The organism is Arthrobacter sp. Dra40 (assembly GCF_059091905.1).
Genome location: NZ_JBNHHB010000023.1, coordinates 22,019 through 46,630 on the forward strand (window position 1 = coordinate 22,019; position 24,612 = coordinate 46,630).

The following is a 24,612-nucleotide window of genomic DNA, read 5'->3' on the forward strand; positions in this document are numbered from 1 at the left end:
GTCCGCTTAGGCGTCCAGGTCGTCGGCTACACGGCGGAGCACCGCAGCAACCTTGGACGCGTGGGAGCGCTCCGGATAGCGGCCCTTGCGCAGGCCGTTGGAGATGCCGTCCAGCAGCTTGATCAGGTCTTCGGTGATGACGGCCATGTCCTCGGCCGGCTTACGCGTTGCGCGCACCACCGAGGGAGCCGCGTCGAGGATGCGTGCGGACAGTGCGGACGGGCCGCGGCGGCCGTCGGCGATGCCGTACTCCATCCGCGTTCCCGCCTTCACGTCCTTGACGCCGGCCGGCAGCGCAGAAGCATGCAGGAACACTTCCTGGCCGTCTTCGCTGGCCAGGAACCCGAAGCCTTTTTCCGTGTCGAACCACTTGACTTTGCCGATGGGCACTTTGCTTACCTCGTTCTGCTTAATGTTGCGGCGGTACCGCCCGCTGCTGCGTTCTTACCATGTGCCCCGCCGGCAGTACACCGGCCGCAGGTGCGGCCGCGGCGTGGCGGGGAAAGTCTGTCTCTAGATTAGCTTGTTCCGCCGACGGCGGAGTGCGGTCCGCGGCCGTTTCCGCTGCCGGCTTGTGGGCGGGATTGGGCCGCGGCACGGCCGGGCGTTAATCTGGTGCCATGTCCGGAACCGTCCCCGCCCAGAACGCGCCCCGCCCCGCCGAGTCGGGTGCGCTGCACCGCGTGCTGGTCTTTTCGGCCGTCGTTCTACTGCTGGCAGGGTTGGGCAGCCTGGGCGTCGTTCTGGCAGGCGCCATGACCGGAACCACGGTGTGGACCGGTTTCATGGGGCTGGCGTGGTTCTGCTTCCCTATCGCCTTCGTGTTGATGGTAGTGCTGCTGGCCGGCAGCATCCGGCGCCGCCGCAGCAGCTAGCCGCACCGCCGGAGCCGGTGGAGGCGGTTCGCCGCCGGCGGCGTCGGCCGCAGTGCTGCGGGGTAACGTTAATCCGGTGTCCTCCATCCGTGCCTTGGCCGGCCAGTTGGCCGCCCGCAGCGACGCCGAGCTGCGCCAGCTGTTCAGCGCCCGGCCGGACCTCTGCCTGCCGCCCGTCCCGGACTTTTCCGCGCTAGCCGCCCGGGCCTGTACCCGGATCAGCCTCCAGCGGGTGCTGGAGAACCTCTCCCGGCCTGAGCTGGAAGTGCTTGAGGCAGTGGTGCTCAGCACCGATGTTGATGCCGGCCGCGCCGCCGACGCCCGCTCCCTTCGGCCCCTGCTGGTGCCGCAGGCGGACTCACCCGTCCGGCAGGATCTGGACTCGTATCTGGACCGCCTGCGGGACCTCGCGCTGCTGGTGCGCGTGGAACTGCCCTCATCTGACAACCATGCTTTTCCGGCCGACGACGGCGGGGGCCTCCCGCTGCCCCCGGCCTACCTCCCGGTGGCCAGCCTGGCCGAAGCGCTGGGACCGTATCCGGCCGGCCTGGGCCGCAGCTACGCCGCTTTGGCCGCCGCCGGCACGGTGGCCGCGGACCATCTGGTCCGCACGGTGCCGCTGCTGAATGAGGCCGGCTATGAGCTGCCGGCCATCATCCCCGAGCCAGATGGGGACGAACGCGCCGGCACAGCGGCAGCCCGGGCGGCCGCTGCCCTCGACGGCTGGCTGGCCGACCCGCGGACCTGGCCGGCACTGATGGCCCAGGCACCGGAGCACACCGACGAGCTGCTCGGGAAATTCCGCCGTTCCCCGCTCGGCGCGCTGCCGCACCCGCTGGCCGGCTCCAGCCCCGGCGAGGCGACGTCACCGATCGATTGGCTGGCAGCGCACGGGCTGCTGGTTCCCATCGACGCGTCGCACGTGGAACTCCCCTGGCCGGCCGGCCTGGCGGTACGCGGCGGCGCAGTGGCCGATCCGTGGCACACCCTGCCGCCCGCGCTGGCCGCCGGGCAGGTCCGGAATTCCTTGCGCGACAACGCGGCCTTCTCCGCCGCGGCCGAGACGCTGCGGCTGGTGGCCGAGCTGCTGGTCCAGGTCCGCCGGAGTCCGGTTGCTACGCTGCGCGCAGGCGGTGTGGGCGTCCGCGAAGTCCGCCGGCTGGCGGACACCCTGCGGATCGAACCGGACGAGACCAGTTGGCTGCTGGAGCTCGCCGCCGCCGCCGGACTGCTCATCCTGGACGTCGATACTTCCCGCTGGGTGGTCCATGCCGACGCGATGTTCGGCTCCTTGGCGCGCCAGGACCAGTGGCTGCTGCTCGTGTCGGCCTGGCTGCAGCTGGACCGCGCGCCCTCGCTGGTGGGCGGCAGGACGCCGTCGGACACCGTCATTAATGCGTTGGCCGCCGAAGCGTCCCGTCCCGATGCGCCGACCGTCCGGCGCCGCGTGCTGGAGGCGCTGGACGAACTGTGCACCCCGGCGGCTCCCGCCAAGGGCGCCGCCGGGCCAACCGTCGCACCGGACGCCGCGCCGGACTCCGCCGCAACCGGCAGCACCCCTGCCCCCTCGCCGGACGCGGTCACCGGCTACTTGGTCTGGCGCCGGCCGCGCCAGCAACGGCGGTTTGAGCGGCTGGTGCCGGGCATCCTTGCCGAGGCGGCGCGGCTGGGGCTCCTGGGGTCCGGCGCGCTGACCGGGTTGGGACGCGCGCTGGCGCAGGACAGGCTCGCCGATGCCGCCGAACTGCTGGCGGATCAACTGCCGGAACCGCTGGTCGAATTCGTGCTGCAGGCGGACCTGACGGCGGTGGCTCCCGGCTACCTGGCGCCGGACATCGCCGCCGAGCTGTCCCTGCTGTCCACCGCCGAAGGCCAAGGGCCGGCCACCATCTACCGGTTCTCAGCGGACAGCATCCGGCATGCGCTGGACGCCGGGCGCGATGCAACCGGCATCCTCGGCTTTCTGAACCGCCACTCGGCCACCGGCGTGCCGCAGCCGCTGGAGTACCTGGTGGAGGACACCGCGTCCCGGCACGGTGCGCTGCGGCTCGGCGCGGCCGCCAGCTTCCTGCGCAGCGACGACGAGGACACGCTGACGGACCTGCTCGCCGACCCGCGCACCGCCCGCCTGGGCCTGCGCCGGCTGTCCCCCACGGTGGCGGTTTCGCGCACCGCTGCCCGCGAGCTGCTCGCCTCGCTGCGCCAGCTTGGCTATGCGCCGGCGCCGGAGGCCGACGACGGCGTGGTGCTGGGCGGCGCGACGGGCACCGGCGGCGGTACCCGCGGCGGCGGCGGTATCCCTGCGGACGGCACCCCGGCGGACGGTGCCGCGACGGCGAAAGCCGGCCGGGCGCCGTCGTCGTTCCCGGTGAAGATTAATCCATGGGAACTCACCGCCGAAGCGACCGACGCCCAACTCGCGGCGCTACGGAGCACCGGAATTCCGGCCCGGCCGGCCGCCGAGGCGGGGCCGCTGCTGACGCTGGAGACGCTGCGGACCGCCATCCGGTTGAAGCAGCGGGTGCGGATCGGGATTGTGGAGCCGGACGGCAACCACCGACGGCAGGTCATGCTGCCGCTGTCCGTCAGCGGCGGCCGGCTTCGCGTGTTCGATCCCGACCGCGAGAGTGAACGCACCGTGTCCATCCACCGGGTGATGGACATTGAACTACTGGAGGGCAGCTGAGTGGCCGACGGACCCTTGATCGTCCAGAGCGACAAGACCATCCTGCTGGAGGTGGACCATGAGCAGGCGAACGAGGCCCGGCATGCCATCGCCGCGTTCGCGGAACTGGAGCGGGCACCGGAGCATATGCATTCCTACCGGATCACCCCGCTGGGACTGTGGAACGCCCGCGCCGCCGGCCTGGATGCCGAACAGGTGCTGGACACGCTGCTGAACTACTCGCGCTTCCCGGTGCCGCACGCGCTGCTGGTGGACATTGAGGAGACCATGTCCCGGTACGGGCGGCTGCGGCTGGAGAAGGATCCCCAGCATGGCCTGGTGTTGCGCACCACCGACTACCCGGTCCTCGAAGAAGTCATGCACGCCAAGAAGATCCAGCCGTTGCTGGGTCCGCGGATTGACGCCGAGACCACGGTGGTGCATTCCTCCCAGCGCGGGCAGCTCAAGCAGCTGCTGCTCAAGCTCGGCTGGCCCGCGGAGGACCTGGCCGGCTACGTCGACGGCAGGCCGCATCCGATCGCGCTGGCCGAATCCACGGAGCCGGGCGGTTGGCAGATGCGGCCCTACCAGCGGCTGGCCGTGGAGAACTTCTGGGCCGGCGGATCCGGCGTGGTGGTGCTGCCCTGCGGGGCCGGCAAAACGCTGGTGGGCGCTGCGGCAATGGCCACCAGTTCCACCACCACGCTGATCCTGGTGACCAACACCGTCGCCGCACGGCAGTGGAAGGACGAGCTGGTCCGGCGGACCTCGCTGACCGCCGAGGAGGTGGGTGAATACTCCGGCTCGGTCAAGGAAATCCGGCCGGTCACCATTGCCACCTACCAGGTGCTGACCATGCGCCGCGGCGGGCTGTACCCGCACCTGGAGCTGCTGGATGCCAACGACTGGGGCCTGATCATCTACGACGAGGTGCATCTGCTGCCCGCCCCGATGTTCCGGATGACGGCAGACCTGCAGGCACGGCGGCGGCTGGGGCTGACCGCCACATTGGTGCGCGAGGACGGCCGCGAGGGCGAAGTGTTCTCGCTGATCGGGCCCAAACGCTACGACGCCCCGTGGAAGGACATCGAGGCGCAGGGCTACATTGCTCCGGCCGACTGTGTGGAAGTCCGGGTGGATCTGCCGCGGGACGAGCGGGTGGCGTACGCCATGGCCGACGACGGGGACAAGTACCGGCTGTGCGCCACCTCCCCGACCAAAACACCGGTGGTGGATGCCTTGGTGAAGGCGCACGAGGGCGAACAGCTGCTGGTGATCGGACAGTACATCGACCAGTTGGACGAGATCGCCGAGCATCTGGACGCGCCGGTGATCAAGGGCAGCACCTCGGTCAAGGAACGGCAGCGGCTGTTCGACGCGTTCCGCCGCGGCGTGCTGCAGACGCTGGTGGTCTCCAAGGTGGCCAACTTCTCCATCGACCTGCCCGAAGCCACCGTGGCCATCCAGGTGTCCGGATCGTTCGGTTCCCGGCAGGAGGAAGCCCAGCGACTGGGCCGGTTGCTGCGGCCCAAGGCGGACGGCCGGTCCGCGCGGTTCTACACCGTGGTTGCGCGGGACACGCTGGACCAGGACTTCGCCGCCAAGCGGCAGCGATTCCTGGCCGAGCAGGGCTACGCCTACACCATCAAGGACGCCAAGGACGTGCTGCAGGGGTAACTTTTTTGCAAATGGGCCCCGACGCCACGGTGAGGCCCGGGCACCTATCGGCAGGAGTCCGGCGGGGCATGCTTGCACTGGTGGAGCTGTGCAGCCGCCTCGATTAACTGTGGGGCCGGCCGTCAGCGCAGGCCATGATTGCCTGCAGCATCCATTCAGCAAACTCCCAGAAACCGGGAGCACACTGGGAACGTGAAAAAGCCTGAGCCCGAAGCCAAACTGCTGGTCGTCGACGACGAGCCGAACATCCGGGAACTGCTGTCGACTTCGCTGCGGTTCGCCGGTTTTGAGGTAGTGGCTGCCGCCAATGGCCGCGAGGCGTTGGACGCCGCCGAAGCACATATGCCCGATTTGGCCGTGCTTGATGTCATGCTTCCGGACATGGACGGCTTCACCGTGACCCGCAAGCTCCGGGCCTCCGGCCGCCATTTTCCGGTGGTCTTCCTGACCGCCCGGGACGAGACCGAAGACAAGGTCACCGGCCTGACGGTGGGCGGCGACGACTACGTGACCAAGCCTTTCAGCCTGGACGAAGTGGTGGCCCGCATCCGGGCTGTGCTCCGCCGCACCCGGCCTTTGCTGGAAGACGACGCGGTCATCCAGGTGGATGACTTGGCGCTTGACGACGACGCGCACGAAGTCCGCCGCGGCGGCGAAGTCATCGATCTCTCCCCCACCGAGTTCAAACTGCTGCGCTACCTGATGCTGAACCCGAACCGCGTGCTGTCCAAGGCGCAGATCCTGGACCATGTTTGGGAGTACGACTTCAACGGAGACGCCTCAATCGTCGAATCCTATATCTCCTATCTGCGGCGGAAGATCGACACGAATCCGGACACGCCGCCGCTGATCCAGACCAAGCGCGGCGTGGGCTACCTGCTGCGTACGGCCGACCGCCGTTGATCGATGGTTGAACGCTGGAGGTCAGCATCCCTGCGGTCGCAACTGGTCCTGATTATGGGTGTGCTCATGGTCGCCACCCTGACGATCATTTCGGTGCTCACCCTGACCCTGCTGCATGACACGCTGGTGAAGCAACTGGACAACGACTTGGCCAAGAACCGTCAAGCCATCTCCTCCTTCCTGATCCGCCAGGCGACTAACCCCACCGAGACCTCGTACTCGGAGAGGTACTACGGCGCTTTGCTGTCACGCGACGGCCAGATCAGCATCGATACCAACCCCGTCGGCGACCGCCCCGACCTGCCGCCCATTACTCCGGACGAGGCGGCCGCCGTCCAAGGCAAAGACTTCTATGTGCCGGGGACCAAGCGGGACAGCGACGGCTGGCGGGTGTCGTTGACGCCACTGCAAAATCGCGCCGGTTCAGTCGCAATAGCGGTGAGCTACAAGGAGGTGAACGACACCTTCAACAAGGTTTCGGTGAGCACGCTTCTGATCGGCGTCTCGTCCACGGTTGCGGCCATCGGCATTGCGTGGCTGGCGGTGACCCGGTCCTTCCAGCCCCTGAGCCGGGTGGACAAAACAGCCGCAGCCATTGCCGCCGGCGACCTCTCGCGCCGCGTCGAGGTGGTCAACCCCGCTTCCGAGGTCGGCCGGCTCGCCAGTTCGTTGAATGCCATGCTCGCCCACATCGAAACGGCCTTCGCCTCGCGTACCGCGTCCGAGCAGCGGATGCGCCGCTTCGTCCAGGATGCCTCGCACGAGCTGCGCACCCCGCTGGTCACCATCCGCGGCTTTTCGGAGCTGTACCGGCACGGTGCGCTGCAGTCGCCGGAAGACGTCGGCGCCGCGATGGGCCGGATCGAAAGCGAAGCCAAGCGTATGGGCCAGTTGGTGGATGACCTGCTGACGCTGGCGAGGGTGGACGAACAGCGTCCCCTCGAAGCCAAACCACTGGACCTTCTGATGCTCGGCAACGATGCCGCCTTGGACGCGCGGGCCAGCGCACCGGACCGGGCGATTACCGTGGTGGGGCTCGACGGCGGGGCGCCGCGTCCGGCGCCCATCCTCGGCGACGAAGCCCGGCTGCGCCAAGTGGTGGCCAACCTGGTCACCAACGCCCTGCGGTACACGCCGGAGGGTTCGCCGCTGGAGATCGCCGTCGGCGTCCAACCGGTGATCGACGACCGGTTGGATTCCGTCCTCGAGATCCGCGACCATGGTCCCGGCATCTCCGAAGATGAGGCGGCGCAGGTGTTCGAACGCTTTTACCGGGCGGACACCTCCCGCCACCGCGAAACCGGCGGGACAGGATTGGGCTTGGCCATTGTGGCAGCCCTAGTGGCCCAGCACGACGGTACGGTCCGGCTGACGGAGACGCCGGGCGGTGGCGCCACCATGTCCATCAGGATCCCCTACCATCCGCAGGCGGACGAGGACGAGCCCTTCGACCTCAGCTAGTCCTCCACGCCCCTCCCCTAGCACTCCGGTTATCCACAACCGACTGCTGGAGCCTCGCTGCAGCTTCCGCCGCTGTCTAGCCTGAACGGTGTCGGATAGGTACACCCCCAGCGGAGGACATCATGGCCGTATTCCAAGTAGACAGCGAGGCCCTCGCCGCCAAGAGCATGGCGGTGCAGGGCACCATCGGGCGGCTGCAGGCGGAGGTGAACACCATGCAGTCCGGACTGCGCGAGTTGGAGTCCCTCTGGACCGGTGCGGCGGCAGCGAACTTCCAGCAGTTGGTGACGGACTGGCGAGCCACCCAGCTGAGGGTGGAGGAATCCTTGGCCAGCATCAACGCGGCGCTGTCCCACGCCTCGCAGCAGTACCTGCAGGCGGAGGAAGCCAACGCCCGGATGTTCCTGGCCTGAACGCTGTTTGGCCGGGCGCGGGCGCGCCCGCTCAGCCCTGTTCGGGGGTGCCCTGGTGGAAGCGCAGGCGCCACTGCTGGCCGTCCCGCAGCCAGAGCGAACTGCGCAGGGCGGACCCCTCGCGGCGGATACTGCGGTAGGTCAGCAGGATGCTGTCTTCGCCGAGCCGTTCGACGGCGAAGACCTCCAGCGAGGCATCCAGCTCAGGGCTCTCCTGGAGTTCGCTGATCATGGCGTCCCGCGTCCACATCCGGCCGGCCTCGCCGATCTCGGCGAAGTCAGGATGCAGCAGCACAGCCAGCCGGCCGTAGTCTGCGCGGACCACGGGGCTGAGAAGTTGCTGTTCCAACCGGACCACCAGCTCTTCCGGCGAGCCCTCGGCCGCATCGTCGCTGGCGAAGTCCTCCAGTTCGGAGAACAGATCGGGCTCGGGCGTCATTGCCGGTGCCGGCCGTGCCCCGTTCCGGGCAGGAAGGGGTGCCGCTGCCGGGCGGACCGCCGGGCTTGTTCCGGCGCCGGCTGCGCCGGCCGACGCAGCTCCCAGGACTGCGCTGCCAGAGGTGCCCGGCCCGCCCGGGAACCCCGGACCAGCCGGTGCACCGGTCCCGTTCTGGAAGGCCACGGCCACTGCGCGGGCCCGTTCGTCGGCGGCCTCGTTCAGCGGGTGGCCGGCATGGCCCTTGACCCATTCGAACTCGTAGCTGCGCCCCTTGATCACCGAGTCGATGTCCTTGAGCAAGTCGACGTTCAGCACCGGCTTCCCGTCGGCTTTCTTCCAGCCGCGCCGTTTCCAGCCCGGCATCCACTTGGTCACGCAGTTGATCACGTACTGGCTGTCGCACAGCACGCGCAGGTGCTCCTGGGGCACGTGCGCGGTTGACCGGAACAGATCCAGCACGGCCATCAGCTCGCCTTGGTTGTTGGTGCCGTGCGGCCAGCCGCCGGCAGCCCACGCCGTGTCGTCGATGTACCAAGCCCAGCCGGCCGGTCCGGGATTGCCGAGGGCGGAGCCGTCAGCGGCAGCAGTGATAGTCATGATTTCCATCTTTTCAGATCCGGCCGACATTCCTGGCCCTAGGCTGGGCAGGTGGCAATACTTATCGATCCTCCGCTCTGGCCGGCCCACGGCACGCACTTCTCGCACCTCGTCTCGGACAGCTCGCTGGCCGAACTGCACCGCTTCGCCGCGGCGGCCGAAATCCGCGAGCGTGCCTTCGACCGGGACCATTACGACGTGCCGGTCAGCCGCTACCGCGAACTGGTCGAGTTGGGAGCAGTCGAGGTCAGCGCCGGCGAGCTGACCCGCCGGCTGCAGGCCAGCGGGCTCCGGGTCCCGGCCCGGCAGCGCCCGGAAAAACTGCGGCGCGTACTGCTGCGGCGGTGGAACGAGTTGCTGCCCGGGCAGGAGGATCTGGGCCGCGAGCTGCTGGAGCGCTGGGCGGAGCCGCACCGCCACTACCACGGCCCGGGCCATCTGCTGGCAGTCCTGGAAGCGCTGGGGCAGCTCGCGCCGGCCGTGGGCTCCGGGCTCCGGCAGCGCGCAGTGTGGCTGGCGGCCTGGTTCCACGACGCGGTCTACAACGGCCGGGCCGGCCAGGATGAACAGGATTCGGCGGACCTGGCCGCTGCCAGCCTGCCGACCGCGGGCGTCGGCCCTGACGAGACGGCCGAAGTGGTCCGGCTGGTCCTGCTCACGGCGGGACACTCCCCCGGCCCGCAGGACGAGTCCGGGGCGCTGTTGTGCGATGCCGATCTGGCCGTCCTCGGCGGAGCGCCGGCGGAGTACCGCAGCTATGTCCGCAACGTCCGCCAAGACTATGCCCACGTGGCCGACGCCGACTTCGCCACAGGACGCACCGCCGTCGTCCGCCGGCTGCTGGAACTGGACCCGCTGTACCGGACACCTGCAGCGCGGGAGAAGTGGCTGGAAAGCGCCAAACGGAACCTCTCCGCGGAGCTGGATGCCTGGCAGTCCGATGGCCCGGACTGGCTGCGCGCGGACAGGAGTTAAAGCCGCAAGGCGCGGCTCCCGTGCTGGGAACCGCGCCTCGCGTAACCATGGCCTGTTGACCAGGCCGAGGTAGGTGCAGGGAAGCTTAGAAGCCGCCCATGCCGCCCATCTCGTCGCCACCCGGCATGGCCGGAGCGGCCTTTTCCGGCTTGTCGGCGACAACGGCTTCTGTGGTCAGGAACAGACCGGCGATGGAGGCCGCGTTCTGCAGGGCAGAGCGGGTCACCTTGACCGGGTCGTTGACGCCGGCAGCCAGCAGGTCCTCGTAGACGCCGGTGGCGGCGTTCAGGCCGTGGCCGTCGGCCAGACCCCGGACCTTGTCCGCCACAACGCCCGGCTCCATGCCGGCGTTGAGGGCGATCTGCTTCAGCGGAGCGTCGATGGCAACCTTGACGATGTTGGCGCCGGTTGCTTCGTCGCCCTCGAGGCTGAGGTTGGCGAATGCCTTGGCGCCGGCCTGGATCAGGGCCACGCCGCCGCCGGCGACGATACCTTCCTCAACGGCAGCCTTCGCGTTGCGGACGGCGTCCTCAATGCGGTGCTTGCGTTCCTTGAGCTCAACCTCGGTTGCGGCACCGGCCTTGATGACTGCCACGCCGCCGGCCAGCTTGGCCAGGCGCTCCTGCAGCTTCTCGCGGTCGTAGTCGGAATCGGAGTTGTCGATCTCGGCGCGGATCTGGTTGACGCGGCCGGCGATGGCGTCGGCTTCGCCGGCACCTTCGACGATGGTGGTCTCGTCCTTGGTGACAACCACCTTGCGGGCCTGGCCCAGCAGGTCCAGGGTGGCGTTCTCCAGCTTGAGGCCGACCTCTTCGGCGATGACCTGGCCGCCGGTCAGGATGGCGATGTCGGCCAGCATGGCCTTGCGGCGGTCGCCGAAGCCCGGAGCCTTCACGGCCACGGACTTGAAGGTGCCACGCATCTTGTTCACGATCAGGGTGGCCAGGGCCTCAGCCTCGACGTCCTCGGCGATGATCAGCAGCGGCTTGCCGGACTGCATGACCTTCTCCAGGATGCCAACCAGGTCCTTCACGTTGGAGATCTTGGAGTTGACGATCAGGATGTACGCATCCTCAAGGACCGTCTCCTGGCGCTCGGCGTCGGTGACGAAATACGCCGACAGGTAGCCCTTGTCGAAGCGCATGCCCTCGGTGAGCTCGAGCTCCAGGCCGAAGGTGTTCGACTCCTCGACGGTGACGACGCCTTCCTTGCCGACCTTGTCCAGGGCCTCGGCGATCAGCTCACCGATCTGCGGATCTCCGGCGGAGATGGACGCGGTGGCGGCGATCTGTTCCTTGGTCTCGATTTCCTTGGCGGAGGCGATCAGCTCGGCGGTGACAGCGTCAACAGCCTTCTCGATGCCGCGCTTCAGGCTCAACGGGTCGGCGCCGGCAGCAACGTTGCGCAGGCCTTCCTTGACCAGGGCCTGGGCCAGAACGGTCGCGGTGGTGGTACCGTCACCGGCGACGTCGTCGGTCTTCTTGGCGACCTCCTTGACCAGCTCTGCGCCGATCTTCTCGTACGGGTCGTCCAGCTCGATCTCCTTGGCGATGGAAACACCATCGTTGGTGATCGTGGGGGCGCCCCACTTCTTCTCGAGCACGACGTTGCGGCCACGCGGGCCGAGGGTTACCTTTACGGCGTCGGCGAGGATGTTCAGTCCGCGCTCGAGGCCGCGGCGGGCCTCTTCGTCAAATGCAATGATCTTTGCCATAGCGGCTTACGTCCCTTCTGGACAATAGACACTGGACGCAGCTTTTGACGGCTGCTGGCCACCTGCGGTGCCCGCGACGGACGGCTCACGACGACGGCGAATTCGGTACGCCGCGCCGCTCACCTCACTACAGGTGGCGGGTTTCACTCCCCACGGCGACTTCTTAGCAGTCGGCCCGCGAGAGTGCTAACTCAATAATTAGCACTCGACGGTGCCGAGTGCAACCTGTTGGGCGGACCGATCGCTCAGCTTCGCGGAGGGCGAATCACCCTGACCGACCCCGGGCAAACAATCAGGGTGGACCCCCATGGATACGGCCGGGGCCTCGCGCGTAGATTGGCAGTAAGAGAAACCAGCTTTTAGCAGCCCGGCAACGGGCAAGGTCGGAGAAACCATGACTGCATCAGGCGACGAGAAGAACGCCAGCAACCCCACCGAGCCCTTGGGAACGGGAGCCAACCCGACGAGGCCGCTCGGGCAGCCGCCGCACGGCGGCCCCGCCGGACAGTCCTCTGGCCAGCCGCCCTTCGGCGCGTCCGGACAACAGCAAGGCACTCCCGCCCAGCCGCCCTTTGGCGCTTCCGGCCAGCAGTATCCGCCCCAGCCTGGTCAGCCCTACGGCCAGCCGGGGCAGCCGGGTCAGTACGGCCAGCCTGGTCAGCCGGGACAGTACGGCCAGCCAGGTCAGCCCCTCGGCCAGCAGCAGTATTACGGAACTCCGCCGGGCTACTACTACCCGGAGCAGAAGTCGCGTCTGGTCGGCGGCCTCCTGGGCATCCTGCTGGGCGGCCTCGGTGTCCACCGCTTCTACCTCGGCCACGTCGGCATCGGCGTGCTGCAGATCGTGGTCACGTTCCTGACCTTCGGCGTCGGCGCCGTGTGGGGCTTCATCGAAGGCATCATGATCCTGGTCGGGGCGGAGCCGTTTAAGCGCGACGCCCGCGGCGTGCCGCTGAAAGAGTAGCCCGCCCGCTCACGTCACGAAGCCGCCACGCGGTGCGGCATCCGCGGCGCTGCGCAGCGCGTCCCATTCACTACGCAGCACGGATCATCCACTGCTGAGCCAGCCCGGCGAAAAAGGCGGTGGAGGCAACCGAGCCTTCACCGCCGTCGTCGTTAATGTCCTGCTAAGGAGCGACCCGGACTTCTTCGGCCTGCGGACCCTTTTGGCCCTGGCCGATCTGGAATTCCACGCGCTGCCCTTCATCCAGGGAACGGTAACCATCCATTTGAATTGCGGACCAGTGGACAAATACATCGGAATTTTCTTCGTCCACGGTAATGAAGCCGTAGCCCTTTTCCGCATTGAACCATTTGACGGTTCCCAGCGCCATAGTGTTCTCCATACTCAGTAGTTCCGCCTCTGCCGCAGACGGTTCAGCGGCAAGGTGGTCTCACCCTATCTACGCAAGGAGCAGAAAGTGACCTCAGGCACACTTAATGTTATTGAGGTGTAACCGAAATCCTCAAAAAGGGGTGCGGGCGCCTAGTGGTAGCCCGGGCCGAGCGCCACGGTGACGTACTGCGAGACGTCGCCGTTTTCCTGCAGGTCGGTAATGCCGAGCAGTTCCCCGAGGGCCTGGGCGTTGGCTTCCTGGCCCGGGTTGTAGAAGATCACCGATCCGGCCAGCGGTGCGCCGCCCCAGTTGTCCACCACGGCTATGGTCCAGCCGTCGTTCTGCACCCTCTGCGATACCGTGCCGGCCAGCCCGGACACGCCGGCACCGTTGAGGATCATCACCGGATCCTGCTTGTTGACCGCCGCGGCCTCTTCGGTGGGTTCATCGGTTGCCTCTTCGGTGGGCTCCGGCGTGGCCTCGTCGCTCGGCTCCGTGGTGGCTTCCGCTTCAGCGCTTTCGGTTTCCTGCTCCGTTGCCGAGGGCGATGCCGAGGCTGTTGCGGCGGGAGTGCTGGTTGGTCCGGCAACCGGGGTGGAAGGTCCTCCGGTCCCCAGCAGCGGCAGCACGAAGAAGGACAAGGCTCCGACCGCCAGCGCCAGGACAGCGGCCAGGATGATCAGGCCGAGGCCGTTGGACTTCGGCGTCGCCATGCGGGCGCGATGCACACCGTGGCGGTCTGAAGTTTCAGGGACCTGGTCGAACTCATCCCGGGGGTACTTGGTCATCGCGGTGCTGCATCCTTGGTGGTGGAGTATCGGGAACCGCCTCCCGGGCGTGCCCGGAGTTAGGCGTCGGTGCCCAGCCGGCGAGCAGTGCGCGCGCGCTGGCGGGACGTACGTAGTCTACGCAATCTCTTCACCAGCATCGGATCGTGCGCCAGCGCATCCTCGGTGTCGATCAGCGCATTGAGGATCTGGTAGTAATGCGTGGCGGACATGTCGAACAGTTCGCGGATGGCCTGTTCCTTGGCGCCGGCGTACTTCCACCACTGCCGCTCCAGCGCCAGCATCCGCTGGTCGCGCTCGCTCAGCGGGCTGGCGTCGTCAACCTCGGCCTCGGGTGAAAACGCGCTGGCCTCGGCCGAACCTGCCACAACACACCTGCTCTTCCTAGTACTTGCCGACGGCAATCAATACTTCCTCCATGATAAGGGCGAATCACAGGCCTGTCATTCACACCCCCGCTTACTTCATCCACTCCCCTTCAGTCGGGCCTGATTGCCGGCCGGCGGGCAATATCCGCAAAGATAGAACGGTGAACTACGACGACGGTGCCCTCTTTCCGCTGCCTGCCCACCCGCCTGCCGCGGACTTTCGCGCCCCGTATCCGTTCGCCGCACCGCAGGAGCTTGCGGGCGTGATTCACCCCGAGTGGGCCGAGGTGCTGGCGCCGGCCGAACCGATGCTCTGGGACCTTGCCTCCTACTTGGACGGCGAGCGCGCCGCCGGCAAGACCCTGCTGCCCGCGCCGGGGAACGTGTTGCGGGCATTCCAGCGGCCGCTGTCCAAGGTCAAGGTGCTGATCGTCGGCCAGGACCCGTACCCAACGCCGGGACACTCCATCGGCTTGTCGTTCGCGGTGGAACGGCATGTCCGGCCGCTGCCGCGCAGCCTGGCCAACATCTACAAGGAACTTCAGATGGATCTGGGTTTCCGGCCGCCGCAGCACGGAGACCTGAGCGCGTGGAGCGACCAGGGCGTGCTGCTGCTCAACCGCTGCCTGACCGTTGAAGTAGGCAAGGCCGGCTCGCACCGGAACAAGGGCTGGGAGCAAATCACCGAACTGGCGGTGCGGGCGCTGGCCCAGCGCGGCGGCCCGCTGGTGGCGCTGCTTTGGGGCCGGGAAGCCCAGCAACTGGCGCCGGTGCTGGAACACGTACCGCGGATCGAGACCGCTCACCCCAGCCCGCTGTCCGCATCCCGCGGGTTCTTCGGCTCGCGGCCCTTCAGCCGGGTCAACGAACTGCTGGCCGCCCAGCACGCCGAGCCCGTGGAGTGGGCGCTGCGCTGAACGGTGGCGACGCGGCAGCGCGCGCTGCTGAGTTGAGGCGAGGTCCACCTTTTTTCCGGCCCATCGCAGCCCAGCTCCGTCTGTGTCCACGTTTTGCCCGGCCGTTCCGCGCCCCGCGTCGAGGTCCACGTTTGCCCGGCCGTTCCGCGCACCGCGTCGAGGTCCACGTTTTTCCCTGCCCATCACCGCGTCGCGGTCCACGTTTTGCACCGACGTTCGGCATCGCCGCAGGTCAGGAGCTCGCGTCTCGCCAAGACGTGGACAGTTCCTGCTGAACATGGACAGCAACTGCCGAACGTGGAGAGATCCGGCAGCTGGTGGACAGCAGAAGCCCGAAGTTCCACGACCAGCGGCCGCGCTTCCCGGCCAATGTGACCTTTCACGCCAACAAATTGGGAATCCCTTGACCGTGAGTTAGGTTGGCCTAACTAGTAGTTACCCTTTGTCAGGAGTAGTACCCCTATGCAGACGCAACCGGCAGCAGCCCCCGCCCGCCCCGGACGGAGCGGCCGGCCGCCACGGGTGCAGACCAACCTTCAGGTGACGCGCACGGAGTGGCTCTCAAAGCACATGGTCCGCGTGTATGCCAGCGGGGACGCCTTTGATTCGTTTGCCCAGAGGTATGCAGCGAAGGAGGCGACGGACCCGTACATCAAGATTTTCTTCCTGGATCCGTCCCTGAACGTGGAGCTCCCGGTCAATGTGGCGGAGCTCAAGGAAACGCTGCCGGCGGACAAGCTGCCCGTCACCCGCACCTACACAGTTCGGCGAGTCGACCGCGAGACGCGCGAACTCGTGGTCGACTTTGTGGTCCATGGCGAGGAAGGCCTCGCCGGACCCTGGGCTGCGCGGGCCAAGCCGGGCGACTGGATGATGTTCAACGGCCCCGGCGGAGCCTACCGGCCCGACCCCGACGCCGACTGGTACCTGCTTGCCGGCGACGATTCGGCACTCCCCGCCATTGCGGCGGCCATCGAGGCCTTGGCTCCGGATGCCCGTGGCCATGCCTTCCTGGAAGTGGATTCCGAGGACGACGTCCAGGAACTGGAAACCCCGGCCGGCCTGAAGATCCACTGGTTGTTCCGCCACGGACAGACGCCCGGGACCGCAACCATGCTGCGTGACGCTATCTCCGCCTTGGAATGGTCCGAGGGCCGAGTGGATGCCTTCGTCCATGGTGAGCGCGGCGAGGTGAAGTCGCTGCGCGACGTGCTGTTCAAGGACCACGGGCTGTCCCGCGATCAGGTCTCGATCTCCGGCTACTGGGCCTACGGCCGGGCCGAAGACGCTTTCCAAGCTGAGAAGCGCACCGAGGTGGGGCAGATCTTCCCGGAGAACGAACGGGCCTGATCCGGCCCACCCCGGCGCCCTTCCGCAACGATCCCCAGGCCTGATCCGGCCCGCGCTGGCGGCCCCCGGCCTGCCCCGTCCTTACCCGAGCGCCCCCGCCGGCACCCGTGTGCCCTACCGGCGGCGGGCCCGCCGGCTTTCGTTCGATCCCAGTCCCTTGGTGAACGGGCGGGCCAAGTTGTCGCCCAGCACCGCGCCGCCGGCGATCGCCAGGATCACTGTCAGCGCACCGAACAGCCCCAGAATGCCATTGAACGGCGCCTCCGAGTTGACGGTCAGTTCGAAGATGGACCGGAACACAGACAGGCCAGGCAGCAGGAACAGCACTGCGGGGACGGCCACCACCAGCTGCGGCGAGCCCATCCGCAGGCCGACAATGCGGCCCAGGAAACCGATCACCACGGCGCCGACGGCCGGCGCGATCCGGTCCCCGATTCCTGCCCACAACACGAAGTCGTAGATCAGCAGCCCCGCCAGGCCCACGGCGGCCGTGGGCAGCAGCATGTTCAGTTTGGTCTGCTCGGTCATGCAGATGGCCATCGTCGCCACCACCAGCAGGAGCGCCCGCACCACATAGGGGTAGTTTCCCTCGCCTTGCACAAAGACTTCAGGCAGGCTGATGCCGGCCATGGTGCCTCCCACCAGCCCCACCGCGACGCCCGCGGCAATCGCGGCGAAGGTGAAGAAGGCGGAGAGGTAGCGCCCGGAAGCGGTGACCGGGAAGCCGTTGATGGCGTCCTGCGTGGCTGAGACTAAACGCCCGGTGGGCAGCAGGAACAGGATGCCGCCTGCGATCACCAGCGAGGGGCTCAACGGAACGTGCAGGGCCCAGAACAGCAGCGCCATCACCGTGGCCAGGCAAGCGCCGATGCCGGTGATGAAGAAGTCCGGCATCCGCCACTTGCTCAGCTTCTTCCCCACCAAACCCATCAGCAGGGTGGAGATGCTGCCCACGAGGGCAGCGAAAATGCTGCCGCCGAGGAAGGCAACGATGGCTCCGGCGAAAACGCCGCCGGCGCCGATCGCCATCCAGCGCGGGAAGGGCTTGGGTCGGGAGGTTATTTCCTGCAGCCGCTCCTTGGCTTCGCTGCGGCCTACGCCACCGTTGACGATGTCGGTGACCAGCTCATGCACCAGGGACAGGCCGGCGTAGTTGTTGGTCCAGGAACGCACCACGCGCATCACGGTGATCGGCACGGTGTCCGGTTTGGCGTAGTTGATCAGCACGGACTGGTTGGTGATGTCCACGTCGATGTCGCTGAGGCCGAACGCCGCCGTGACCGCAATGATGCTCGTCTCCACCTCCAGCGCGCCGGCCCCGTAGCGGAACATGGTTTCCGCCACGTCCAGGGCAAAGTCCAACGTGATCCGCGCGGAGGCATCGATTCCGGCAGCCTGGATCATCGGATTGGCGTACGGACTGCCGGCCAGCCGCTCCACAATGCTCATCGGCGCGGTGGGCGGCGCCTCGCCCTGCACCAGCTTGCGCAGCATCCGGCGCGCCGCCGCGTTGGAGCGCGATGCCGCCGCTGAAGCGCGCAGCGGTGCGGTTCCGGTCGGAACGGGCTTGACCTGCTTGGCCACCGGCCGATCCGTCGGACGCGGCACGGGAGGATGCGTGGGCTGTGGCCCGGCGGTGGAGCCGGTGCGTCCGGGGGCGGCGGAACGGCCGGAGCCGGCGTCGGGAACAGGAACATTCTTCGGCTTGATGATTGGCAGCATTCCCGCCTGCGGAGTCATGGGCGACATGGATTCCTGGTCTGGGTCCTTGTCCTGCACTCCCACTCCGTTCTGCGTCATCGCCGCCGTCACGGCGGCGTCGTTGATCCCGGTTTAAATCCTTGCACACTGACACCGCGAGAACACTCCCGAAGCGGCAGAGAGCCGCGTCACCCCTCGCTGATTTCTCCGCTCACGACGTCGAGGCTGAACTCCCGCGTTCGGCCCACCACCGCGGCACTTCCGGAAGCGGCGTTCACCGGGGCTGCGGTACAGGTGAAGGCTACGGTGAAACGGCCGGCAGCGACGTCGGCGGTGGTCACCGTGTGGACGGGATGGAAGTAGTGCGCTTCCCCGCCCGGCCCGAGTCGCTGCGGCGGAAAACTCCCGGCGTTGTCGAACGCACCGGACAGCTGCACGCTCAGGTACTCCGGTCCCAATACCCGGGCCCGTCCGGCAAAAACGAGCATATCCCCGGTGCGATAGCCCGGCTCCGGGGGCCCCTTGTCCGTACCGACGATGTCGTGCAGCACCATGTCGAAGCGCAACGGATAATCTCTGGCCAGCGGCAGCGGGCCGGTCTCGGGCCGCGATCCTCTGCCTTCGCCGGGCTTTCGCGTCACCGCTCCCCGGGGCCATGCCGTCCGCAGCATCCCGGGATCGGCGGTGTCGTAGGCCAGTTCGAGGCCGCCCTGCCGCTCGTACAGCACGCCAATCCGCCCGTCGGCCAGCCGCACCACAGACGGGCCACTGGCTCCGCCGCCCCAGATGGTGAGTTTGTGCGGCCAGGATTCCCCGTCGTCCCGCGACAGGCTGAGCACCACGTTCCGGTTCAGCCCGGCATCCTGGCAGTTGGCAGCGAGCAACCAGTGGCCGCTCACCGGGGCGGCCAGCCCGCCCAAGGCTGGCAACCCGTCGAAGCGAATCAGGGAGCCGGCGCTGCCCGGATCGGGCAGCTCCTCGACGGGCTTGAGGGGTCCATAGCTGTGCCCGCCGTCGTCGGAGACGGCAGCCCACCGGATGGGAGCGGCGCCAATCTGCAGCAGCACTCGGCCGTCAGCCAAGCAGGCCGCAGCGCCCGGGTCCGGCTCCGGCGTTTCCAGTGCCGGGGAAACCGGCGGCGCCTCGAAGGTCTCGGAGGCCCCCAGCACCTCCGAGACCGTCGGATTTGAGGTCGGCGCATCCAGCGGCTCGCCCACAGTCCAACTGTCACCGTGATCGTCGCTGTAGCCGGACGCTGCACCAGACCGCCCGCCCTTGGCCGTCACGCCGAACTGCACCAGCAGCCGTCCGGTGAATGGCCCGGCATGCAGCCCGCTCCCTGAGCCGGCACCGGCCAGCCCGGTCACGGCGTCCGAGGCCAACCGCGGGGTGACCGTCCGGTGCTGCCAGGTGGCGCCGTCGTCGTCGGATGAAACCAGCTCAAAGCGGCGGTCCGCGGCGGCGGGAGCAACCGGGCCAACGCTGCTGGCCTTCTCCCGGGCCACAAAGGCCATCAGGATCCGCCCGGTCGCGGCGTCGGACAGCAGCCCGGGCCGGCCCGGAGCCTGCCCGGCTTGGCCCGCCCAGACCACCTGTTGCGGCTCCCAGCTGGCTCCGCCGTCGAAACTGCGGCGCAGCAGGAGGTCACCGGAGCGGCGTAATCCGCCCTGCCCGTCCAGGCCTGCATAGGCGGCCATCACACTGCCGGTGGGGGCGACGGCGAGCGCCGGGGCCCGGTAGCGGCGGTAGCCCCCCACGCCCCGAACGGCGAGGACCTGTTCCATATCTTCCACCGTACCGGCCACGCTGCCCTTAGGGCAGGGGGCGCCGGGACGGCCCGGCCGTGGGAAAGGTGGCGCGACACGCCGAGCGAATCCGGTTGCCTAGCTTAACTATCAGTCAGGATGTGAACTGAAACACATGTTGCAGTTTTGCCTCGCACCCCGTCTTTGAAAGGACGCCCAACGATGAGTTGGTTGGAGCGATCGCGTACGATCGCCCCTCCGGGCTTCAACCGCTGGCTAATTCCGCCAGCGGCCCTGGCCGTGCATCTGTGCATTGGCCAGGCCTACGCCACCAGCGTGTACAAGAACGCGCTGGTGGCCCATTTTGACGTGAGCTTGACCGAGATCGGCATCATCTTCTCCATTGCCATGGTGATGCTGGGTCTGTCCGCCGCGGTGATGGGCACCTGGGTGGACCGCAACGGCCCGCGAATGGCCATGTTCACCTCGGCTCTCTTCTGGAGTTCCGGCTTCCTGGTCGGTTCGGTGGGCATCTTTACCGGTCAGCTCTGGCTGGTCTATCTGGGCTATGGCGTGATCGGCGGCATCGGCCTGGGCATCGGCTACATCTCCCCCGTGTCCACGCTGATCAAATGGTTCCCCGACCGCCCCGGCCTGGCCACCGGTATGGCGATCATGGGCTTCGGCGGCGGCGCTCTGATCGCCAGCCCGGTCTCCACGGCCTTGCTGCAGTTCTACGACCCCAGCTTCGACGGCACGCCGGGCTGGGTGGCCAGCGGCGACGCGGTCGGCAAACTCTTCCTGACCCTGGCCGTGGTCTACCTGGCCTACATGCTGTTCGGCGCCTTCACCATCAAGGTTCCGGCAGCCGACTGGAAGCCGGACGGCTTCGACGCCGCCAAGGTCAAGACGAAGGCACTGGTCACCACGGCGAACGTCTCGGCGAAGAACGCCATCAAGACCCGCCAGTTCTGGCTGGTGTGGATCGCCCTGTTCTGCAACGTCACGGCGGGCATCGGCATCCTGGAACAGGCCTCGCCGATGATCCAGGACTTCTTCCGCCAGCCCGACGGCGTCTCGCTGGTGACGGCGGGCGTTGCCGCCGGTTTCGTGGGGCTGCTCTCGATCGCGAACATGGGCGGCCGGTTCGTCTGGTCCACCACGTCCGACTATCTGGGCCGCAAGAACAACTACATGTTGTACCTGGGCGTCGGCGCCGTGCTCTACGTGGTGCTGGCCCTGTTCGGCTACTCGTCCACCGGGCTGTATGTGCTGCTGGCCGCCGTCATCATCAGCTTCTACGGCGGCGGCTTCTCCACGGTTCCGGCCTACCTGCGCGACCTGTTCGGCACCTTCCAGGTGGGCGCCATCCACGGCCGGCTGCTCACGGCCTGGTCCGCCGCCGGCATTGCCGGACCGCTAATCGTCAACGCCTTCTTGGACGCGCAGGGCAAGCCCGGCGAGCTCACAGCGCAGGCCTACCAGCCGGCACTGCTGACCATGGTGGGCCTGCTGGTCATCGGTTTCCTTGCCAATCTGATGGTCAAGCCGGTGGACAGCAAATTCCATGAGGCCCCGGCCAGAGAAACCGGCGAAACCGCGATGGCCGGAAAGGAGGCCTGACATGAAGAAAGCACAAGTAGCCCTCGGCTGGGTGCTGGTCGGCATCCCTCTGCTCTACGGAATCACCCAGACCCTGATGAAGGTCCCGGCGCTCTTCGGCTGATCCTTCAAACCGTTTGGCCGGCAGCCCCGGTCAAACGAGACGCATCCGCAGGCCCGGCTCTCATGAGCCGGGCCTGCCGCGTGGAGAGGGGCCCGCACGTTGTCTGGACCCGCTCCCTTCGGCCGCGTCACTGTCCGACCCCGGGCCCGCAGTTATGGCCGGACCCGCTGTCTTGACACTAGACCGGTCCGCCGTAGCGTTGGAGGTGCCATGGAGTGGTTCAGCGCCGAGGGGTTCGAGCTGGCGCGGCAAGTGCTGCAGCGCGGCATCGCCGCGGTGTTCCTGATTGCCTTCGCATCCGCCCTGGCCCAGTTCCCCGCCCTGTTGGGCGAACACGGGCTGCTCCCCGTGCCACAGCTGCTGGAACGGCGTACGCCGCGCGGCTTCACGCTCTTCCGTTGGGGCTACACCGACGGAAGGCTGCGCGCGGTGGCGGGCACCGGCGTCGTGATTTCAGCGCTGCTGGTGGCCGGACTGCCGCAATGGGGACCGCCGTGGCTGCCGCTGCTAGCGTTCCTGGCCCTGTGGTTCCTGTACATGTCCATTGTGAATGTGGGCCAGACCTTCTACGGCTTCGGCTGGGAGACGCTGCTGCTGGAGGCGGGGTTCCTGGCCGCGTTCCTGGGCTCGGACCGGGTGGCGCCGCCGGCTCCGGTGCTCTGGCTGTTTATTTGGCTGGTGTTCCGGCTGGAGTTCGGTGCCGGCATGATCAAGATGCGCGGCGATACCGTCTGGCGGGACCTGACCGCCCTGTACTACCACCACGAGACCCAGCCGATGCCGAATCCTGCCAGCTGGTTCTTCCACCACTTGCCCAAACCGCTGCACAAGGTAGAGGTGGCCGGCAACCATTTTGCCCAGCTCGTGGTGCCCTTCTTCCTGTTCTTTCCCCAGCCGGTGGGCAGCATCGCGGCTGCAGTGGTGATCATCACGCAGCTGTGGCTGGTGGCCTCCGGCAATTTCGCCTGGCTGAACACCCTGACCATCCTGCTGGCCTTCTCCGCGGTGTCCGACCACGCGGTGCAGGCCGTCCTGCCCGTCGGCGACTTCACTCCGCAGTACCAGCCGGAGCCGGTGTGGTTCACCGTGCTGGTGCTGGCGGTCAGCGCCCTGCTGGTGTATCTGAGCTACTGGCCGCTGAAGAACCTGTTCGCCAAGCGCCAGCTGATGAACGCCAGCTTCAATAGCTGGCACCTGGCCAACGCGTACGGCGCGTTCGGGTCCATCACCCGGCAGCGTTACGAAGTGGTGGTGGAAGGGTCGGCGGACGGGGTCCACTGGCAAGAGTACGGTTTCAAGGGCAAGCCCGGGGACCCGCGGCGGATGCCGCGGCAATTCGCCCCGTACCACTTGAGGCTGGACTGGCTGATGTGGTTCCTGGCCCTGGGTTCCCCCGGCGCAAGCTGGTTTATCCCGCTGCTGCGGCGGCTGCTGGAGGCGGACAGGGCCACGCTGAAGCTGCTGCGGCACGATCCGTTCAACGGGGAACCGCCGCTGATGGTCCGCGCGATGCTGTACCACTACCGCTTTTCCACCTGGGCGGAGCGGCGGCGGACCGGGCAGTGGTGGATCAGGAACGAGTCGGGCCAACTGGTGCCCCCGCTCTCCCGGCCGCGCACGGCGGAATAACCTGACCCTCCCCGCGGTTTCCGCCTGTAACCACAAGATGCATTTGCATGCACCCCTCAACGCAGACGAAAGGCGGCCACCGCGTGGCGCAAACAATCGAACTCGGGCTGGACACCTTCGGGGACGTCACCACCGGGGCGGATGGAACACTCCTGCCGCACGATCAGGTAATCCGGAACGTTATCGCCGAAGCCAAGCTGGCCGACGAGGTGGGCCTGGACTTCATCGGCATCGGCGAACACCACCGCGAGGACTTTGCCGTGTCCGCACCGGACGTGGTGCTCGCCGCCATCGCCGGCCAGACCAGCCGGATCCGGCTGGGCTCCGCCGTCACCGTGCTCAGCTCGGACGATCCCGTCCGCGTCTTCCAGCGCTTCTCCACCCTGGACGCCGCCTCCAACGGCCGCGCCGAGGTCATCCTGGGCCGCGGCTCCTTCACCGAGTCCTTCCCGCTGTTCGGCCTGGACCTGGCCGACTATGACGTCCTCTTCGACGAGAAGCTCCAGCTCTTCACCGAACTGCTCAAGGAGGAACCGGTCACCTGGGCCGGCCGCACCCGGCCCCGGCTGGACAACAAGCGGATCTACCCGCCCACGGCCTCCGGCAGCCTGAAGACCTGGATCGCCGTTGGCGGCACGCCGCAGTCGGTGGTCCGCGCCGCCCACTACGGACTGCCGCTGATGCTGGCCATTATCGGCGGCGCGCCGATGAACTTCGCGCCCTTCACCGACCTCTACCAGCGCGCGCTGGACCAGTTCGAAAAGCCCGCGCTGCCCATCGGCGCGCACTCGCCCGGCTACGTCGCGGACACGGACGAAGAAGCCCGCGAGGAGATGTGGCTGCCGTATGCCGACATGCAGGAGCGGATCGGCCGCGAGCGCGGCTGGAGCCGGATGACCCGCGGCCAGTTCGAAGCCGAGGCGGGCCCGGACGGCGCCCTGTTCGTCGGCTCGCCGGAGACCGTGGCCACCAAGATCGTCAAGGTGGCCAAGGGCCTGGGCCTCTCCCGCTGGGACATGAAGTACAGCCTGGGAACACTCCCGCACGAGAAGCTGATGAAGTCCATCGAGCTCTACGGCACCAAGGTGGCCCCGCTGGTGCGGGAGAAGCTGGCGCAGTAGCGCCCGGCAGCTTCACTTAAGTACGACGCCGGCGGGAGACTTTCGCGAGAAAGCCTCCCGCCGGCGTCGTATGTCTTTGTTCTTGGGTTGGACCGGAGCCGGGCCTGATTCCGGCCGATTCTTCCTGGCCCGAGGCCTGCCTCGGACCTGATTTTCCCCGTCCCCGCTATCCGTTAGCACTCCGAAGGGTGCCGCGAGATGGGTGAACGGT

Annotated in this window: 22 protein-coding genes; 14 read left to right on the forward strand and 8 right to left on the reverse strand. The window is 67.7% G+C overall.

The window, feature by feature from the left end; genetic code table 11:
* Window positions 1-6: 6 nt before the first annotated feature.
* On the reverse strand, window positions 7-390 hold the full coding sequence (locus tag AC5RWT_RS12545) for a cold-shock protein (protein ID WP_136786865.1): 384 nt from the start codon (window positions 388-390) through the stop codon (window positions 7-9).
* Window positions 391-620: 230 nt separating this feature from the next.
* Here AC5RWT_RS12545 and AC5RWT_RS12550 point away from each other — a divergent pair, with 230 nt between their 5' ends.
* The 6 genes from AC5RWT_RS12550 to AC5RWT_RS12575 all read left to right on the forward strand — a co-directional run bounded on the left by AC5RWT_RS12550 (window position 621) and on the right by AC5RWT_RS12575 (window position 7,994).
* Window positions 621-875, forward strand: coding sequence for a hypothetical protein (locus AC5RWT_RS12550; RefSeq protein WP_494080488.1), 255 nt, complete (start codon window positions 621-623; stop codon window positions 873-875).
* A gap of 76 nt (window positions 876-951) precedes the next feature.
* A complete protein-coding gene (locus tag AC5RWT_RS12555; protein WP_494080489.1) occupies window positions 952-3,561 on the forward strand; it encodes a helicase-associated domain-containing protein in 2,610 nt (869 codons plus the stop codon).
* Window positions 3,562-5,217, forward strand: a complete 1,656-nt coding sequence (locus AC5RWT_RS12560) for a DNA repair helicase XPB (RefSeq protein ID WP_494080490.1) — start codon at window positions 3,562-3,564, stop codon at window positions 5,215-5,217. It begins immediately after the preceding gene.
* A 192-nt stretch (window positions 5,218-5,409) separates the two neighbouring features.
* A complete protein-coding gene (locus tag AC5RWT_RS12565) occupies window positions 5,410-6,120 on the forward strand; it encodes a response regulator transcription factor (RefSeq protein ID WP_494044253.1) in 711 nt (236 codons plus the stop codon).
* A gap of 66 nt (window positions 6,121-6,186) precedes the next feature.
* Complete coding sequence (locus AC5RWT_RS12570; RefSeq protein ID WP_494080491.1) at window positions 6,187-7,581, forward strand: sensor histidine kinase; 1,395 nt, start codon at window positions 6,187-6,189, stop codon at window positions 7,579-7,581.
* A gap of 122 nt (window positions 7,582-7,703) precedes the next feature.
* Window positions 7,704-7,994 carry a WXG100 family type VII secretion target gene (locus AC5RWT_RS12575; RefSeq protein WP_493940448.1) on the forward strand — a complete coding sequence of 97 codons (291 nt, stop codon included), beginning with the start codon at window positions 7,704-7,706 and terminating at the stop codon, window positions 7,992-7,994.
* 31 nt (window positions 7,995-8,025) lie between these two features.
* Here the strand turns inward: AC5RWT_RS12575 and AC5RWT_RS12580 are convergent, their stop codons facing one another.
* Entirely contained in the window at window positions 8,026-9,030 is a 1,005-nt protein-coding gene (locus tag AC5RWT_RS12580) for an RNase H family protein (protein WP_494080492.1), read from the reverse strand.
* A 51-nt stretch (window positions 9,031-9,081) separates the two neighbouring features.
* Here AC5RWT_RS12580 and AC5RWT_RS12585 point away from each other — a divergent pair, with 51 nt between their 5' ends.
* Entirely contained in the window at window positions 9,082-10,005 is a 924-nt protein-coding gene (locus AC5RWT_RS12585) for a DUF4031 domain-containing protein (protein WP_494080493.1), read from the forward strand.
* An 85-nt stretch (window positions 10,006-10,090) separates the two neighbouring features.
* On the opposite strand, the gene groL is transcribed toward AC5RWT_RS12585, so the two are convergent.
* On the reverse strand, window positions 10,091-11,719 hold the full coding sequence (gene groL, locus AC5RWT_RS12590) for a chaperonin GroEL (RefSeq protein WP_494044249.1): 1,629 nt from the start codon (window positions 11,717-11,719) through the stop codon (window positions 10,091-10,093).
* A 394-nt stretch (window positions 11,720-12,113) separates the two neighbouring features.
* Between groL and AC5RWT_RS12595 the strand changes: the two genes are divergently transcribed.
* Complete coding sequence (locus AC5RWT_RS12595; protein WP_494080494.1) at window positions 12,114-12,683, forward strand: TM2 domain-containing protein; 570 nt, start codon at window positions 12,114-12,116, stop codon at window positions 12,681-12,683.
* Between the two features lie 163 nt (window positions 12,684-12,846).
* On the opposite strand, the gene AC5RWT_RS12600 is transcribed toward AC5RWT_RS12595, so the two are convergent.
* The 3 genes from AC5RWT_RS12600 to AC5RWT_RS12610 form a co-directional block, all read right to left on the reverse strand.
* Window positions 12,847-13,053, reverse strand: a complete 207-nt coding sequence (locus AC5RWT_RS12600; protein ID WP_127515201.1) for a cold-shock protein — start codon at window positions 13,051-13,053, stop codon at window positions 12,847-12,849.
* 152 nt (window positions 13,054-13,205) lie between these two features.
* Window positions 13,206-13,844 carry a LytR C-terminal domain-containing protein gene (locus AC5RWT_RS12605; protein WP_494044247.1) on the reverse strand — a complete coding sequence of 213 codons (639 nt, stop codon included), beginning with the start codon at window positions 13,842-13,844 and terminating at the stop codon, window positions 13,206-13,208.
* Between the two features lie 59 nt (window positions 13,845-13,903).
* Window positions 13,904-14,212 (reverse strand): DUF3263 domain-containing protein, encoded by a 309-nt coding sequence (locus tag AC5RWT_RS12610; protein ID WP_494080495.1) that lies wholly within the window; start codon window positions 14,210-14,212, stop codon window positions 13,904-13,906.
* 161 nt (window positions 14,213-14,373) lie between these two features.
* On the opposite strand from AC5RWT_RS12610, the gene AC5RWT_RS12615 reads away from it, so the two are divergent.
* Window positions 14,374-15,129 (forward strand): uracil-DNA glycosylase, encoded by a 756-nt coding sequence (locus tag AC5RWT_RS12615; RefSeq protein ID WP_494080496.1) that lies wholly within the window; start codon window positions 14,374-14,376, stop codon window positions 15,127-15,129.
* Between the two features lie 462 nt (window positions 15,130-15,591).
* A complete protein-coding gene (locus tag AC5RWT_RS12620) occupies window positions 15,592-16,479 on the forward strand; it encodes a siderophore-interacting protein (protein ID WP_494080497.1) in 888 nt (295 codons plus the stop codon).
* A gap of 114 nt (window positions 16,480-16,593) precedes the next feature.
* On the opposite strand, the gene AC5RWT_RS12625 is transcribed toward AC5RWT_RS12620, so the two are convergent.
* A complete protein-coding gene (locus AC5RWT_RS12625; RefSeq protein ID WP_494044244.1) occupies window positions 16,594-18,279 on the reverse strand; it encodes a threonine/serine exporter family protein in 1,686 nt (561 codons plus the stop codon).
* Between the two features lie 89 nt (window positions 18,280-18,368).
* Entirely contained in the window at window positions 18,369-19,964 is a 1,596-nt protein-coding gene (locus tag AC5RWT_RS12630) for an exo-alpha-sialidase (RefSeq protein ID WP_494080498.1), read from the reverse strand.
* A 183-nt stretch (window positions 19,965-20,147) separates the two neighbouring features.
* Between AC5RWT_RS12630 and AC5RWT_RS12635 the strand changes: the two genes are divergently transcribed.
* The 4 genes from AC5RWT_RS12635 (at window position 20,148) to AC5RWT_RS12650 (ending at window position 24,401) form a co-directional block, all read left to right on the forward strand.
* Window positions 20,148-21,548, forward strand: a complete 1,401-nt coding sequence (locus AC5RWT_RS12635; RefSeq protein ID WP_494080499.1) for an OFA family MFS transporter — start codon at window positions 20,148-20,150, stop codon at window positions 21,546-21,548.
* Between the two features lies 1 nt (window position 21,549).
* The gene (locus AC5RWT_RS12640; RefSeq protein WP_414962484.1) at window positions 21,550-21,651 is read left to right on the forward strand and encodes an MFS transporter small subunit; all 102 of its coding nucleotides are present in this window, start codon (window positions 21,550-21,552) and stop codon (window positions 21,649-21,651) included.
* Between the two features lie 210 nt (window positions 21,652-21,861).
* Complete coding sequence (locus tag AC5RWT_RS12645) at window positions 21,862-23,280, forward strand: lipase maturation factor family protein (protein ID WP_494080500.1); 1,419 nt, start codon at window positions 21,862-21,864, stop codon at window positions 23,278-23,280.
* 83 nt (window positions 23,281-23,363) lie between these two features.
* Window positions 23,364-24,401: an LLM class flavin-dependent oxidoreductase gene (locus tag AC5RWT_RS12650; RefSeq protein ID WP_494080501.1), complete on the forward strand. Its 1,038-nt coding sequence runs from the start codon at window positions 23,364-23,366 to the stop codon at window positions 24,399-24,401.
* Window positions 24,402-24,612: the final 211 nt, after the last annotated feature.

Excerpts from the sequence above, each read along its gene's own strand:
- AC5RWT_RS12550 (WP_494080488.1), top strand. The coding sequence starts at position 621 with ATGTCCGGAACCGTCCCCGCCCAGAACGCGCCCCGCCCCGCCGAGTCG.
- AC5RWT_RS12570 (WP_494080491.1), top strand. The coding sequence starts at position 6,187 with ATGGTCGCCACCCTGACGATCATTTCGGTGCTCACCCTGACCCTGCTG.
- AC5RWT_RS12575 (WP_493940448.1), top strand. The coding sequence starts at position 7,704 with ATGGCCGTATTCCAAGTAGACAGCGAGGCCCTCGCCGCCAAGAGCATG.
- AC5RWT_RS12580 (WP_494080492.1), bottom strand. The coding sequence starts at position 9,030 with ATGACTATCACTGCTGCCGCTGACGGCTCCGCCCTCGGCAATCCCGGA.
- groL (WP_494044249.1), bottom strand. The coding sequence starts at position 11,719 with ATGGCAAAGATCATTGCATTTGACGAAGAGGCCCGCCGCGGCCTCGAG.
- AC5RWT_RS12595 (WP_494080494.1), top strand. The coding sequence starts at position 12,114 with ATGACTGCATCAGGCGACGAGAAGAACGCCAGCAACCCCACCGAGCCC.
- AC5RWT_RS12600 (WP_127515201.1), bottom strand. The coding sequence starts at position 13,053 with ATGGCGCTGGGAACCGTCAAATGGTTCAATGCGGAAAAGGGCTACGGC.
- AC5RWT_RS12605 (WP_494044247.1), bottom strand. The coding sequence starts at position 13,844 with ATGACCAAGTACCCCCGGGATGAGTTCGACCAGGTCCCTGAAACTTCA.
- AC5RWT_RS12620 (WP_494080497.1), top strand. The coding sequence starts at position 15,592 with ATGCAGACGCAACCGGCAGCAGCCCCCGCCCGCCCCGGACGGAGCGGC.
- AC5RWT_RS12625 (WP_494044244.1), bottom strand. The coding sequence starts at position 18,279 with ATGACGCAGAACGGAGTGGGAGTGCAGGACAAGGACCCAGACCAGGAA.
- AC5RWT_RS12630 (WP_494080498.1), bottom strand. The coding sequence starts at position 19,964 with ATGGAACAGGTCCTCGCCGTTCGGGGCGTGGGGGGCTACCGCCGCTAC.
- AC5RWT_RS12635 (WP_494080499.1), top strand. The coding sequence starts at position 20,148 with ATGAGTTGGTTGGAGCGATCGCGTACGATCGCCCCTCCGGGCTTCAAC.
- AC5RWT_RS12640 (WP_414962484.1), top strand. The coding sequence starts at position 21,550 with ATGAAGAAAGCACAAGTAGCCCTCGGCTGGGTGCTGGTCGGCATCCCT.
- AC5RWT_RS12645 (WP_494080500.1), top strand. The coding sequence starts at position 21,862 with ATGGAGTGGTTCAGCGCCGAGGGGTTCGAGCTGGCGCGGCAAGTGCTG.